Annotated in this window: 13 protein-coding genes; 8 read left to right on the top strand and 5 right to left on the bottom strand. The window is 72.0% G+C overall.

Features of this window, described 5'->3' with window-relative positions; genetic code table 11:
* The first annotated feature begins 39 nt into the window (after positions 1–39).
* The 3 genes from cmk (at position 40) to der (ending at position 2,955) form a co-directional block, all read left to right on the top strand.
* A complete protein-coding gene (gene cmk / locus IH68_RS0142950; protein ID WP_030947492.1) occupies positions 40–726 on the top strand; it encodes a (d)CMP kinase in 687 nt (228 codons plus the stop codon).
* Positions 684–1,406, top strand: coding sequence for a lysophospholipid acyltransferase family protein (locus IH68_RS0142945; RefSeq protein WP_199931984.1), 723 nt, complete (start codon positions 684–686; stop codon positions 1,404–1,406). The genes cmk and IH68_RS0142945 overlap by 43 nt, the downstream gene beginning before the upstream one ends.
* A gap of 67 nt (positions 1,407–1,473) precedes the next feature.
* The gene (gene der, locus IH68_RS0142940; RefSeq protein ID WP_030947488.1) at positions 1,474–2,955 is read left to right on the top strand and encodes a ribosome biogenesis GTPase Der; all 1,482 of its coding nucleotides are present in this window, start codon (positions 1,474–1,476) and stop codon (positions 2,953–2,955) included.
* Positions 2,956–3,023: 68 nt separating this feature from the next.
* Here der and IH68_RS0142935 read toward each other — a convergent pair whose 3' ends face one another.
* Entirely contained in the window at positions 3,024–3,374 is a 351-nt protein-coding gene (locus IH68_RS0142935; RefSeq protein WP_030947484.1) for a hypothetical protein, read from the bottom strand.
* Positions 3,375–3,435: 61 nt separating this feature from the next.
* A complete protein-coding gene (locus tag IH68_RS0142930; protein ID WP_030947481.1) occupies positions 3,436–4,218 on the bottom strand; it encodes a hypothetical protein in 783 nt (260 codons plus the stop codon).
* Positions 4,219–4,729: 511 nt separating this feature from the next.
* Between IH68_RS0142930 and IH68_RS0142925 the strand changes: the two genes are divergently transcribed.
* Positions 4,730–5,368, top strand: coding sequence for a transglycosylase family protein (locus IH68_RS0142925; RefSeq protein ID WP_030947478.1), 639 nt, complete (start codon positions 4,730–4,732; stop codon positions 5,366–5,368).
* 112 nt (positions 5,369–5,480) lie between these two features.
* On the top strand, positions 5,481–6,122 hold the full coding sequence (locus IH68_RS0142920) for a transglycosylase family protein (protein WP_037886205.1): 642 nt from the start codon (positions 5,481–5,483) through the stop codon (positions 6,120–6,122).
* Here the strand turns inward: IH68_RS0142920 and IH68_RS0142915 are convergent.
* The 3 genes from IH68_RS0142915 to IH68_RS0142905 are packed head-to-tail and all read right to left on the bottom strand — an operon-like array spanning position 6,019 to position 9,972.
* Positions 6,019–6,732 (bottom strand): ATP-binding cassette domain-containing protein, encoded by a 714-nt coding sequence (locus IH68_RS0142915; RefSeq protein ID WP_030947469.1) that lies wholly within the window; start codon positions 6,730–6,732, stop codon positions 6,019–6,021. The genes IH68_RS0142920 and IH68_RS0142915 overlap by 104 nt on opposite strands.
* Positions 6,729–9,485, bottom strand: coding sequence for an ABC transporter permease subunit (locus tag IH68_RS0142910; RefSeq protein WP_030947467.1), 2,757 nt, complete (start codon positions 9,483–9,485; stop codon positions 6,729–6,731). Before IH68_RS0142910 ends, IH68_RS0142915 begins: the two co-directional genes overlap by 4 nt.
* A gap of 10 nt (positions 9,486–9,495) precedes the next feature.
* Entirely contained in the window at positions 9,496–9,972 is a 477-nt protein-coding gene (locus tag IH68_RS0142905) for a hypothetical protein (protein WP_030947465.1), read from the bottom strand.
* 142 nt (positions 9,973–10,114) lie between these two features.
* Between IH68_RS0142905 and IH68_RS0142900 the strand changes: the two genes are divergently transcribed.
* The 3 genes from IH68_RS0142900 (at position 10,115) to IH68_RS0142890 (ending at position 12,860) form a co-directional block, all read left to right on the top strand.
* Positions 10,115–10,690, top strand: a complete 576-nt coding sequence (locus tag IH68_RS0142900) for a hypothetical protein (RefSeq protein WP_030947462.1) — start codon at positions 10,115–10,117, stop codon at positions 10,688–10,690.
* Positions 10,659–11,957: an ABC transporter substrate-binding protein gene (locus IH68_RS0142895; RefSeq protein WP_030947461.1), complete on the top strand. Its 1,299-nt coding sequence runs from the start codon at positions 10,659–10,661 to the stop codon at positions 11,955–11,957. The genes IH68_RS0142900 and IH68_RS0142895 overlap by 32 nt, the downstream gene beginning before the upstream one ends.
* 93 nt (positions 11,958–12,050) lie before the next feature.
* Positions 12,051–12,860, top strand: a complete 810-nt coding sequence (locus tag IH68_RS0142890) for a hypothetical protein (protein WP_030947459.1) — start codon at positions 12,051–12,053, stop codon at positions 12,858–12,860.
* Positions 12,861–12,913: the final 53 nt, after the last annotated feature.

The raw sequence follows: 12,913 nt of genomic DNA, 5'->3' as shown, positions 1-12,913 counted from the left end.
CCACCTACCCACCACACCGCACCAGGAAGGTGTCCCCCCGTGGAAAACGGCGTCGCCAAGCCCGTGATTGTCGCCATCGACGGCCCGGCCGGCACGGGCAAGTCGAGCACGTCGAAGGCCGTCGCCGCGCAGCTCGGTCTGAGCTACTTGGACACCGGTGCCCAGTACCGGGCGATCACCTGGTGGATGGTGAACAACGGGATCGACATCGACGACGCCTCCGCGATCGCCGCCGTGGCGGGCAAGGCCGAGATCGTCTCCGGCACGGACCCGGCCAACCCGACCATCGAGGTCGACGGCACCGACGTGTCCGGCCCGATCCGCACCCAGGAGGTCAGCTCCAAGGTCAGCGCGGTCAGCGCGGTGCCCGAGGTGCGCGCCCGGATCACCGAGCTGCAGCGCTCGCTGGCCACCTCCGCGGAGCACGGCATCGTCGTCGAGGGCCGTGACATCGGTACGACCGTGCTGCCCGACGCCGACCTGAAGATCTTCCTCACCGCCTCGCCGGAGGCCCGCGCCGCCCGCCGCAGCGGTGAGCTCAAGGGTGCCGACGTGCACGCCACCCGTGAGGCGCTGATCAAGCGCGACGCCGCCGACTCCAGCCGTAAGACCTCGCCGCTCGCCAAGGCGGACGACGCCGTCGAGGTGGACACCACCGACCTCACCCTCGCGCAGGTCATCGAGTGCGTCGTCACCCTCGTCGAGGAGAAGCGGGCCGGGAAGTGACCGCACCCTCCGTCCCTTCCGGGAAAGCCGTCCCGTCCGAGAAAGGCGCCGAGGTCGGGCGGCGGATCGGCGTCGGCCTGATGTACGGGCTGTGGAAGCCGCGGGTGCTGGGCTCCTGGAAGGTACCCGCCACCGGCCCGGTGATCTTCGCCGTCAACCACTCCCACAACATCGACGGACCGATGGTCATGGGCGTGGCGCCCCGGCCGACGCACTTCCTGATCAAGAAAGAGGCGTTCATCGGCCCGCTCGACCCGTTCCTGCTGGGCATCGGCCAGCTGAAGGTGGACCGCTCGGTCGCCGACCGCGGGGCGATCACGCAGGCCCTGGACGTCCTGTCGGCCGGCGGAGTCCTCGGCATCTTCCCGGAGGGCACTCGCGGCGAGGGCGACTTCGCCTCGCTGCGCGCCGGCCTCGCCTACTTCGCCGTACGCAGTGGAGCACCGGTCGTCCCGGTCGCCGTACTGGGAAGTTCGGAGCGGCCGGGTCGGTTGATAAAGGGGCTGCCTCCGCTGCGCAGCCGTATAGACGTCGTCTTCGGCGACCCCTTCGAGGCGGGCGACGGCAGCGGACGGCGCACGCGCAAGGCGCTCGACGAGGCGACCGAACGCATCCAGAAGCAGCTCACCGCACACCTGGAAAACGCCAGGCGACTGACCGGTCGCCAGGCGACACTATGAGTAGTGGACCAGCCGGAAGAAGCCGGATGTTCCACCGCACCACGATGAACGACGAGGTACGGACTTCATGAACGACCACATCCACTCCGACGGCTCGGGCGAGGAGCACGACCACGGAGCACTTGGCGACGCCGAGTACGCGGACTTCATGGAGCTCGCCGCGGAAGAGGGCTTCGACCTCGAGGACGTCGAGGGTGCCATCGAAGAGGCCGGTCACGGCCCGCTGCCCGTCCTCGCCGTCGTCGGCCGCCCGAATGTCGGCAAATCGACTCTCGTGAACCGCATCATCGGGCGGCGCGAGGCAGTCGTGGAGGACAAGCCCGGCGTCACCCGCGACCGCGTCACCTACGAGGCCGAGTGGTCGGGCCGCCGCTTCAAGGTCGTCGACACCGGCGGCTGGGAGCAGGACGTCCTCGGTATCGACGCCTCCGTGGCCGCGCAGGCCGAGTACGCGATCGAGGCCGCCGACGCCGTCGTGTTCGTCGTGGACGCCAAGGTGGGCGCCACCGACACCGACGAGGCGGTCGTACGACTGCTGCGCAAGGCCGGAAAGCCCGTGGTGCTGGCCGCCAACAAGGTCGACGGCCTGAGCGGAGAGTCCGACGCGGCGTACCTGTGGTCCCTGGGCCTCGGCGAGCCGCACCCCGTCTCCGCGCTGCACGGCCGGGGCACCGGCGACATGCTGGACGCCGTCCTGGAGGCCCTGCCGGAGGCGCCCGAGCAGACCTTCGGCGGCGCCGGGATCGGCGGCCCCCGCCGGATCGCGCTGATCGGCCGCCCGAACGTCGGCAAGTCCTCGCTGCTGAACAAGGTGGCCGGCGAGGAGCGGGTCGTCGTCAACGAGATGGCCGGCACCACCCGTGACCCGGTCGACGAGCTGATCGAACTCGGCGGTGTCACCTGGAAGTTCGTCGACACCGCCGGTATCCGCAAGCGGGTCCACCTCCAGCAGGGCGCCGACTACTACGCCTCGCTGCGTACCGCCGCCGCCGTGGAGAAGGCCGAGGTCGCGGTCATCCTGATCGACGGCTCCGAGTCCATCTCGGTCCAGGACCAGCGGATCGTCACCATGGCCGTCGACGCGGGCCGCGCGATCGTCATCGCCTACAACAAGTGGGACACCCTCGACGAGGAGCGCCGCTACTACCTGGAGCGGGAGATCGAGACCGAGTTCGGTCAGGTCGCCTGGGCGCCCCGGGTGAACGTCTCCGCCCGCACCGGCCGCCACATGGAGAAGCTGGTCCCGGCGATCGAGACCGCGCTGGCGGGCTGGGAGACCCGCGTCCCGACGGGCCGTCTGAACGCCTTCCTGGGCGAGCTGGTCGCCGCCCACCCGCACCCGATCCGCGGCGGCAAGCAGCCCCGCATCCTCTTCGGTACCCAGGCCGGCACCAAGCCCCCGCGGTTCGTGCTGTTCGCCTCCGGGTTCATCGAGGCGGGCTACCGGCGCTTCATCGAGCGCCGGCTGCGCGAGGAGTTCGGCTTCGAGGGGACGCCGATCCATATCTCGGTGCGGGTGCGCGAGAAGCGCGGCAACAAGAAGAAGTAGGCGAGACATGGGGGAGGGCGGTCCCGATCGGGACCGCCCTCCCCCATGTGCCGGCTGTCTCAGCCGTCTCAGCGAACGCCGCGCGGACCGGGTGGCAGTGCGGCCGGCACGCGCTGCCACTGCGACTGCTGCCGGGCGCTGTACGCCCCGGCGCTGTAGGCGCTGTACGAGCTGCTGAACGACCCCGGCCGGTGACCTCCGTGCGGCTCCGCACTGGTCGGAATGTTCCCGAAGGCGGTGAACCCCAGGTTCTCCTCGCCACTGCGGTCACCCGGCAGCGTGCGGAAGGACTTGACGTACTCGGACCAGAGCGCGTCGTAGATGGGCGTGGCCGAGTGGCTGCCCGAAATGTCCTGGGCCGAGCGGGCGGAGGGAATCGGCTGGTAGGACTGGCGGCGGGGAATGTCGTATGCGTGCACGTATGTCCAAACGACCCCGAAGTTCAAGGGATGCGGTTGGTATCCGCCTCTTTGGGTGTTCTCACGTCCCCGCGAGCGGCATGGCGACGCCGACCAGCTGCCCGTTGGCCGCCGCCTTGTCCAGCGCGTCCCTCAGCAGGTCCTCCCGGGGCTGACGCCCGATGGACCCCACCGGTGCGGCGAACATGAGCACCTGCTGATGCTTGTTGGCGGCGGCCCGCCAGCCGTCGGTCACCTGCAGCGGCTGATGCGCCTGCCACCACGCCACCGGCTGCCCGCCGTTCGTGCCGGGCTGCAGTACGGCGTGCAGCTGGCCCATGGCGAGCAGCACCGACCAGCCGTGCAGCACGGGCGGCACCTCGGACAGCTCCATGAGCGGCATGAACCCCTGCTCGATCAGCAGCGGCAGGAAGTCGTCGCCGAGCCCGGTCGTGCCCGGCCGCACGATGGGCCCGGTCGGCTCGACGACCAGCGCCGGGTGCAACTCTCCGGCGATCAGGACGAGTCCGCTGGTCACACCGAGCACGGCCTGCTCGGGGACGACCTGGTCGGGGTCCAGGTCCACGGTGTCCCCGGAGATGGACCGCACGGCGCCCCGGAGCTGCTCCTCGGTGACCTGGACGACCTGCGAGGGCAGGCAGGTGGCGTGGGCGAAGGCGAGGACGGCGGTCTCCTCGCCGACGAACAGGACGGTGCTGGTGCGCTCCTGTTCGGAGTCGCCCGGGGTGCGGCAGGAGGTGCAGTCGTAGCTGCCGGGGGCGTTCTCTCCGGCGAGCAGCCGGTCGGCCTCTTCGTCGCCGATCTCGGCGCGTACCTCGTCGCTGACGTCGAGCATGCGCGGCACGGGTGGCTCCCCTCGGGAAGTGTGAACCGGGCGGGTCCCGGGCTCATGAAGGAGACAACGGGCGATCTGTGGCGGGAGTCACGCTCCAGGACGAACGGAATCGAACCATCCACCGCACAGGGTCACCGCAGGTGCGGAATCGGGCACTCACCGTCAATTCCTTGGAAACCCAAGGAAGTTGGTTGCGTGAAGTGAGTCACAGATCCTCGGGCCCCTTGGTCGACAAATCGTGAAATCGGCGAATTAAGTGGGTGGCCGGAAAATGCCGATACCCGCGGTAACGGCGAACTGGCCTGGAATGACAAGCAGTTGGTTGCTGACGCCTCGACAGGCTCCTTAGATTCCTCCGCCGTGTGCAACGAGCACCGCTCGGGAACGTCCGCCGACCGCACCAGCCAGCAGTACCAGCACGACGCGATCACCGGCGGACGGGGCGGAGCGCGGCGACCGGTCCATGTGCCGTGAGCGCGCCCCGCCTTGGGGGAGCCCGGGTGTTTCGAGAGGGAATTACATGTCCGAGTGTGCCGATACCACCCGTGACAACGTCCGCAGGACCCGTACGACGGCGCTCCTCGCCGGGGCGGCACTGCTCGCCCCGCTCGGGCTGCTGGCCGCGACCGGCAACGCCGCGGCGGCGGACGGCGGGGTGTGGGACCGCATCGCCCGGTGCGAGAGCGGCGGCAACTGGCACATCAACACCGGCAACGGCTACTACGGCGGGCTGCAGTTCTCCGCCGGCACCTGGCGCGCGTACGGCGGCACGGCCTATGCGCCGACGGCCGCCGGGGCCTCCAGGGAACAGCAGATCTCCGTGGCCACCAAGGTCCAGCACGCCCAGGGTTGGGGCGCCTGGCCGGTCTGTTCGGCACGGGCCGGAGCGTCCGGCAGCGCACCCGCTGCCTCCTCCGGTTCCGTCACCACCAAGTCCTCATCGGTCGTCAAGTCGAAGCCGTCGAAGACGCCGACACGTTCGACGGGCCACACTGCGCGCGGTGCCTCCCGCGGCGACTACACCGTCCGCGCGGGCGACACCCTGAGCAGGATCGCCGCCCGGCACGGGACCACCTGGCAGCGGCTGTACGCCGCCAACAAGGCCGTCATCGGCCCCGACCCCGATGTGATCGTGCCCGGGCAGCAGCTCGACCTCTGAGCAGCTCCCCCTCACCGAGTGGGCCCCGCCCGGTCGTCCGACCGGGTGGGGCCCTTCGGCCCACCGGACGCGCCGGAGCGGTCGCAGGCCGCCCACTGCTTACGGTGGCCCGATGTTCCGCATGCACCGTACGCAGCTCGCACTCGCGCTGGCCGCCGCCCTGTTCGGCGCCCTCGCCCCCGTCACGGCGCAGGCGGCACCGCCGCCCCCGCTGCCGGGAGCGCTTCCGGTGCGCGTGTCCTACAGCTGCGCCAAGGACCACTGGCCCTGGGGCTGCATCGCGGACTGCGAGAGCGGCGGGCGATGGGACATCAACACCGGGAACGGCTTCTACGGCGGGCTGCAGTTCCGGCAGTCCACCTGGAAGTACTTCGGCGGGCTGAAGTACGCCGCGCGCGCGGATCTCGCCACCCGCGAGGAGCAGATCGCCGTCGCCGAGAAGGTGCTGGCCTCCCAGGGGTGGGAGACCTGGCCGGCCTGCTCCCAGCGCTACCGGCTCCAGGGGCGTGTGCACGCCGTCCACGCCGGAGAGACGCTGGTGTCGATCGCGGACCGGTACGGCATCGACGGCGGCTGGCTGACGCTGTACCGGGCCAACAGGGACATGGTCGGCGAGCATCCGAAGCGGCTGAACGTCGGCACGCAGCTGCTCATCCCGCGGAACCCGGCCCGCGCCCAGGAGCCGTACCAGGACTTCGAGGAGGCCGGCCCGCCGCTGTCCGACGACGCTCCCGTTCGCCCGCCTCTCCGCTGAATACGACGGCGCCGCGGCGCAGTTCGTACACGATGACCCCCGTCCGGTCCTGGAGCCCGGGCGGCAGCCGCTGCTCGGCGATGACGACGCATGCGTCGACGGCGCCCAGCAGATCGTAGCTGCGGGCCGCGACCGCGGGCGACATGCCCTGCGCGGGCTCGTCGACGAGCAGCACGCGTGCGCGTGCCAGCAGGGCGCGGGAGAGGGCGAGCATGCGCTGCTCGCCGCCGGAGAGGGTGCCGGCGCGACGCGTGAGCAGGGGTTCCAGCTGCGGGTAGGCCTCCAGGGCGAAGCCGTAGTCCCTGGCCGCCAGTTCGAGGTTCTCGTGCACGGTGAGGGAGCCGAACACGGCCTGCCGCTCGGGAACCAGACACAGGCCCCGTCGGGCCCGCTCGTACGCAGGTGTCCGGCTCACGTCGACGCCGTCCCACACCACCGCGCCGCCGGACAGCGGTACGAGGCCGGCCAGCGCGCGCAGGGCGGTCGTACGGCCGGATCCGTTGCGGCCGAGCAGGACGGTGAGGCCCGGGCCGGGGGCGGCCAGGGTGACGCCGTGCAGGGCCTCCAGGGGGCCGTAACGCACGCGCGCGTGGCGCAGGGAGATGGTCATGCGCCCCCCTCCCCGGTGCCGAGGGCGTCGAGTACGTGCGCGGGTGGGCCGGAGGCGACGATGCGGCCCGCCGTCATGACGTGCACGACGTCCGCGAGGTCGGCGACCAGGTCGAGGTCGTGCTCGACCACGAGGAGGGCGGTGCCGTCGGCCGCCAGGGCCTTCAGCACCCGTGCCAGAGCGGCGACTTCGATGTTGTCGAGGCCGGCTGCGGGCTCGTCGAGCAGCAGCACCCGGGGGCTGCCCGCCAGGGCCCGGGCCAGTTCTACGCGGCGCAGTGTGCCGGTGGGGAGATCTGCGGCGGGCAGGGCCCGTACGGGACCGTCGAGCGCCAGCAGCCGAAGGGCGCGCTCCACGGCTCGGGGGTCGTGCACCCGGCCCTGCTCGGCGCCTACGCGGACGTTCTCGGCGACGGTCAATGACGCGAAGACGGCGAGCTGTTGGAAGGTGCGGGCGATGCCCAGGCGGGTGCGGGTGTGGGCGGCGAGCCGCGTGATGTTCTTTGTGCCCAGGCGCACTTGGCCGTGGGCGGGGTGCAGGGTGCCTGCCAGGCAGTGGAACAGGGTGCTCTTTCCTGCGCCGTTGGGGCCGACGATGGCGGTGATCTGTCCCGGGGGGACGTCCAGGTCGACGCCGTCGAGGGCGGTGAAGCCGCCGTAGCGGGCGTGGAGGTGGCGGGCATTGAGGGTGGGTGCAGGTGGGTTGTGGTGCACCCGGCCTTCGGCCGGGTTTGTGTTCCCACCCGCACGACCCGTATCCCTTTCGTCGTCGGGTGCGGGTGGCCCCTGTGGGGGTGGAGCGCCGTCGGCGGCTGCCGGTCGAATTCGCGCAGATGCAGCGCCACGCGGCGCCGTGGTCGCCCCCGCCAGGGCCGGGCGGGGCGATGCGAGCCCTTCCTGTGCGGGTCGTAGCCTCCTGCGCACCCGCGTCCCCAACGCCGTAAGGTGCGCCGTCCTCCGCAGTCGAAGTCGCGCCCCGGCCGCCCGCAGCGCCTCGTACGGGCCCCCGGGGAAGCGGCCGACGAGCAGCGCCAGTACGCCGATCAGTGCTGCCGCCACGCCGCCGCGGGCGCCCGCGTCGAGGCCCACCAGGAGGGCGGCCGCGGCCAGGGCGCCCAGAGTGCTGTCGGCGCCCAGTACCACGACGGCGGCGAACCACAGCAGGCCGCGCACCGGGTCGTAGGCGCCCGGGTCGAAGGCCCGCAGGCCCATGCCGAGCATGCCGCCGCCGAGCGCGGCCAGGGCAGCGCCCGAGACGAAGGCAAGCAGTTTCAGGGAGGGGACCTGGACGCCCGCCGCCGACGCGCCGGACTCGTGGTCCCGCATCGCCGCGAGAGCCCGGCCCGTGCGGCCTCGGCGCAGCGCCCGCGTGGCCAGCAACGCGACTGCCAGCAGGGCCAGTTCGAGGACGTAGTAGGCGCGGTCGCCGTCGAAGCCCGCCGGGCGGTCCAGGGAGAGGCCCGAGGTGGCGTACGGCTGCGCGAACACGAAGCGGCTCACGCCGACGCCCACCGCGAACGTCGCCAGCGCGAGGGCGAGGCCCTGGCGGCCGATCGCCGGCCAGCCCGTCAGCAGGCCCAGGGGAGCGACCAGGACGACCGCCACTGCCAGGGCGGCCAGTTCGGGCAGGTGCGGCAGCCCCGGGAAACGGCCCGCTGCGAGGAGGGCCGTGAACAGGGCACCCAGGCCCGCGTACGCGGCCTGTCCCAGGGAGATCTGACCGCCCCGGCCGGTGACCACCACCAGGGACAGCAGGACCACACCCAGCGCCGGCACCTGGACCGAGGTGTGCAGGTCCGAACCGGCGAAACCCAGGGGGAGCAGGAACAGGACGACGGCCACGATCCATGCCCCCGGCGGTGTCGGCACGCGCGCGGTGGCCGTGCGGGGGAGCGCGTCGCGGGTGCCGATGCGGGGCAGCACCAAGGACGCGACGAGCAGCGCCACCACGAACAGGTTCGCGCCCACCGCCTGCAGCAGCGGCTCGCCCCAGCCGGAGGGATGCAGCCGCGTCAGCTGGCTCTGCGCGATCCCGATGCCCAGCGCCACGACGACGGCCACCGGCAGGTTCCGCATCCGCGCCGCCACCGCGACCGCCATCACCTCCATGACGAGCAGTGGCAGCCCGTACGGGTCGAGGCGCACGTACGGCGCCAGCAGCGCGCCCGTCAGGCCCGCCGTGAACGCACCGAACGCCCAGCCCGCCGCCGCCACCCGGTCCGCGTCGATCCCGCCGAGCACCGCGAGCTGCCGGTCGTCGACCACGGCCCGCAGCTCCCGCCCGAACCGCGTCCAGCGAATCACGGCCCCGACGCCCACGGCCAGCACGAGCACCACGGCCAGCTGGCCCCACGGGTCCTCCGACACCAGTTCCGGGGCGTCGTCCCGCGCCCCCTGCCCCCACACCAGCGCGGCCCCGCCGACCAGCAGCACAAAGACACCGATGGACGCGACGAGCGTCTGCGCCGGGTCGCTGCCCAGGACGGCGAGCGGCCGGAAGACGAACCGTTCCAGGGCCACACCGATCGCCGGGGCCAGGACGACGAGTGTCACTGTCGCCGCCGGCCACAGCGGCCAGCCCCACTCGACCACGCACTGCCGCAGCACATACGCGCACACCATCGCGATCGCGCCGTGCGCGAAGTTGAGTACGCCGGTCGCGCGGTACGTCACGATCAGGCCGATTCCGGTGAGCGCGGCCGCGCTGCCGACGGAGAGGCCGGCGAGCGTGAGGTCGTACGTCAGGGAGGACATCGGGAGGACTTCAGTCGGTCTCGTCGGCGGGTTCGCAGATCGGGCACGGGCCCAGCTCGCCGCTCTGCAGCAGTTTCGCGTCGACCGGTACGGCCTCCACCTTCCCGGAGACCAGCGGGCAGTCCGCGCGGTGCCACAGCGTGCCGCCCGGCACCATCAGCAGGTCACCGCTGACCGCGAGAGGCAGGGCGGCCGCCTGCCGGGACTCGTCGGCGTCGGCGGACTCGGCGGCGACCAGGAGACCGTAGAGCTCCTCCACACGCGCGGCGGCGAGCGCGTTGCGCCCGTGGGTGAGCAGCACCGACCCGGCGATGATCAGCGCGGCGCCGGGGACCGTGCAGGAGGCCAGATAGGGCAGCTGACGCTCGGCGTAACGCTCACCGGAGATGCCGTACCAGCCGACGACGCACAGCACCGCACCCGCGGCGAGCGCGGCCCAGCCGGCCCACAGGACGGGGTGCACGGTCCGCAGTCGGCCTGTCCGCATCGCTGGCTCCCACAGTCGCGAGTCTGTGCATGTGCCTGGCGCTATTCCATGTAAGCCAATGGACTTGCACTATGCCTCCTGGAAGCTGACCCTGAAAGCACCGGGCGCACCTTGCCCGGACCGACACCCGGTGGTGAGCCAGATGGTTCTCGGGAGCGACCTCAGGCGGGGGAACGCGGGCAGGGGGCGCGGCCCAAGGGCGGCGGGACGGGGTACGGCGTTCGCGGCCGCCCTTGTTCTCATCTTCGCCCCGGTCCTCGTGGCGTGCAGTGACGACAACGGCGGCGGCAGCGCGAGCACACCCCCCACTCCGTCCGTGGAGAAGACGACGAGCGCGCCGGCCACCGCGCCTGCGGATCCGGCGGCCGCCACGAAGGAGATCAAGCAGAACTGGGCGAAGTTCTTCGACCCGAAGACGTCCGCCGAGGACAAGCTGGCCGTCCTGGAGAACGGGGACAGGATGGCGCTGGTCCTGCGGGCCTTCGGCGGTGACCAGCGCGGTGGGCAGGTGCAGGCCAAGGTGACGAAGGTCGAGTTCACCTCGCCGACCAAGGCGACCGTGCACTACGACCTGACCCTGAAGGGCGCCACCGCCCTGCCGAACGCCTCCGGGACGGCCGTCCAGCAGAACGGCACCTGGAAGGTCTCCGTCAACACCCTCTGCGCACTGGTCGCCATGAGCGGCAATGCCTCGGCGTCGGCTCTCCCCGGCTGCTGAGACGGCCGCCGCCGTGCTGCTGCTCCTGCTGGGCACGGCCTGCGGCAGCCGCCTGCCGGAGAGCGACTTCGAGCACGGCGGCCGGTCGAACGCGCCCGCGCCCAGCAGCGGCACGCCCGTCCGCGTCGGCATCATCACCAGCGCCACCAGCCCGGTCGGCGGCGACACCTTCACCGGCCCGCGCGACGGCGCCAAGGCCTACTTCGACCGGCTCAACGCGCGCGGGGGCATCGACGGGCACCCGGTCGAGGTGCGGGAGTGCGACGACGGAGGCAGCGGCGTCGGCAACAACACCTGTGTGCACCGGCTGATCGACGAGGACCAGGTCGTCGCTCTGGTCGCCACCACCGCCCTGGACTACGCGGGCGCCTCCCGCGTCTCCCACGCGCGCGTGCCCGACATCGGCGGCCAGCCCATCGGCGCCGCCTACGACACCTGGCCGCACCTCTACGGCATCTACGGCAGCCTCGCCCCGAGGAACGGCACCCCCGGCTGGGACGGCAAGCTCTACGGCGGCACGGAGGTCTACCGCTACTTCAAGCGTGAGAAGGGCGCCCGCACGGCCGCCGTCGTCTCCTACAACCAGGCCGCGTCCGCCGCCTACGCCCGCCTCGTCGAGCAGGGCCTGAAGGCCGAGGGCTACAAGGTGGTCACCGAGCAGGTCGACTTCGCGCTGCCCAACTTCCGTGCCGCCGCGGCCGACTTGAAGGAGCAGGGCGCCGACCTGGTCTTCGACGCCATCGACACCCACGGCAACGCCCAGCTGTGCAAGGCGATGGACGAGGTCGGAGCCAAGGTCACCGCGAAGGTCACCAACGTACAGAACTGGACGTCCACCGTCCCCGACGACTACAAGGACTCCCCGCGCTGCCGCAACGCCCTCTGGGCGACCGGCTCCAGCCGCAACTACGAGGACACGGGCAACGCGGCCGTACGCCGGTTCCGGGACGCCACCAAGGGCCTGAAGACGCACTCCCAGTGGCAGTTGGAGGGCTGGGCGGCGGCCATGTGGTTCACGGACGCGGCGAAGTCCTGTGCACGGACGGGTATCACGCGCGCGTGCGTCGACGCCTTCATGAACCGCAGCGAGGACTACACCGCGGGCGGGCTGCTGGTTCCCGTCGCCTTCGAGCGGCTGGCCGACCCGCCGAAGGACCGCAGAACCTGCCTGTCGGTGGCCCGTTGGCAGGACGGCCGCGGCTGGGTGTCCCAGGGCGACATGAGCAGCAACTGCTTCGACGTGCCGCAGCTCTCCTACCAGCCGTAGTCCGGTATCGGCCGTAGTCCGGGTAAAGGGCAACCAAAGCGCCTGTTCGCGGGTCTGACCGAGAAGCACAGGCCGAGAAGGGATCCGTACTGCATGACGACGGTGGCTCCGCAGTCCACACCGCTGCGCGCCGACTGCATCGCCGACTCCGCGGGCGGCCTGACCTTCGACGTCCGCGCGGTCGGCGAGACGGCCACGGCCCTGCTCGTGCTGCGCCGCCGCGACAGCCACGACGAGGTGTACCTGCCGCTGACCCCCGCCGCGGACGGCCGGCTGCGCGCCGCGCTGCCCAGCATCGTCGCCCTCCCCGAGGGCCGCTGGGACGCCTACGCGCGCGTGGACGCCGGCGATCCGCGCCGCCTGGCACCCGGCGTCACCGACCTGCGCTCGCTCGCCGCACGGACCCCCAGCGGCTCCCGCGGCCACGTCGCCGTCCGCATCCCGTACGCGACCCGGCAGGGCAACCTCACCGTCCGCAGCTGGCTGCGCGCCCCGCACGCCGAGGCGGGCGAACTGCGCATCAGACAAGGTGTGTTGACGGTGCCGGGGCGGGTCTACGGCATCGGGCTCGGCCCGGACGCCCATGCCGAGCTCCGCGGCCGGCACGCACCCGTCCCGGTGCGGCGGACCGAAGTCCTGGCCGACCGCACCGAGTTCCGCTTCAAGGTGGTCTACGGCGCCCTGGAGCCGGGCCTGTGGGACCTGTGGCTGCGGCCCGCGGGGGAGGCGGGACCGGCGGTGCGGGTCGCGCGGCTGCTCGACGACGTGGCCGACAAGAAGCCCGTGTTCACCTATCCACGCATGCGCGTGGACGCGCCGTACGGCCCGGTGGAGGCCGGGCCCTACTACACACGGGACAACGACCTGTCCGTGTCCGTCACCGCAGTGAGCGCTCGTCCCTAGGACAGGAGCTCTTGAGGACAGCAGCGGTCCGCAACGGCTGGCAGACTCGGATC

The organism is Streptomyces sp. NRRL S-646, from assembly GCF_000720765.1.
GTDB lineage: Bacteria > Actinomycetota > Actinomycetes > Streptomycetales > Streptomycetaceae > Streptomyces.
This window is presented reverse-complemented; position numbering and strand designations above follow the sequence as displayed.

Bases quoted from the DNA above. Each gene is read 5' to 3' on its own strand.
- der (WP_030947488.1), top strand. From the start codon at position 1,474: ATGAACGACCACATCCACTCCGACGGCTCGGGCGAGGAGCACGACCAC.
- IH68_RS0142925 (WP_030947478.1), top strand. From the start codon at position 4,730: ATGTCCGAGTGTGCCGATACCACCCGTGACAACGTCCGCAGGACCCGT.
- IH68_RS0142920 (WP_037886205.1), top strand. From the start codon at position 5,481: ATGTTCCGCATGCACCGTACGCAGCTCGCACTCGCGCTGGCCGCCGCC.
- IH68_RS0142915 (WP_030947469.1), bottom strand. From the start codon at position 6,732: ATGACCATCTCCCTGCGCCACGCGCGCGTGCGTTACGGCCCCCTGGAG.
- IH68_RS0142910 (WP_030947467.1), bottom strand. From the start codon at position 9,485: ATGTCCTCCCTGACGTACGACCTCACGCTCGCCGGCCTCTCCGTCGGC.
- IH68_RS0142905 (WP_030947465.1), bottom strand. From the start codon at position 9,972: ATGCGGACAGGCCGACTGCGGACCGTGCACCCCGTCCTGTGGGCCGGC.
- IH68_RS0142900 (WP_030947462.1), top strand. From the start codon at position 10,115: ATGGTTCTCGGGAGCGACCTCAGGCGGGGGAACGCGGGCAGGGGGCGC.
- IH68_RS0142895 (WP_030947461.1), top strand. From the start codon at position 10,659: ATGCCTCGGCGTCGGCTCTCCCCGGCTGCTGAGACGGCCGCCGCCGTG.
- IH68_RS0142890 (WP_030947459.1), top strand. From the start codon at position 12,051: ATGACGACGGTGGCTCCGCAGTCCACACCGCTGCGCGCCGACTGCATC.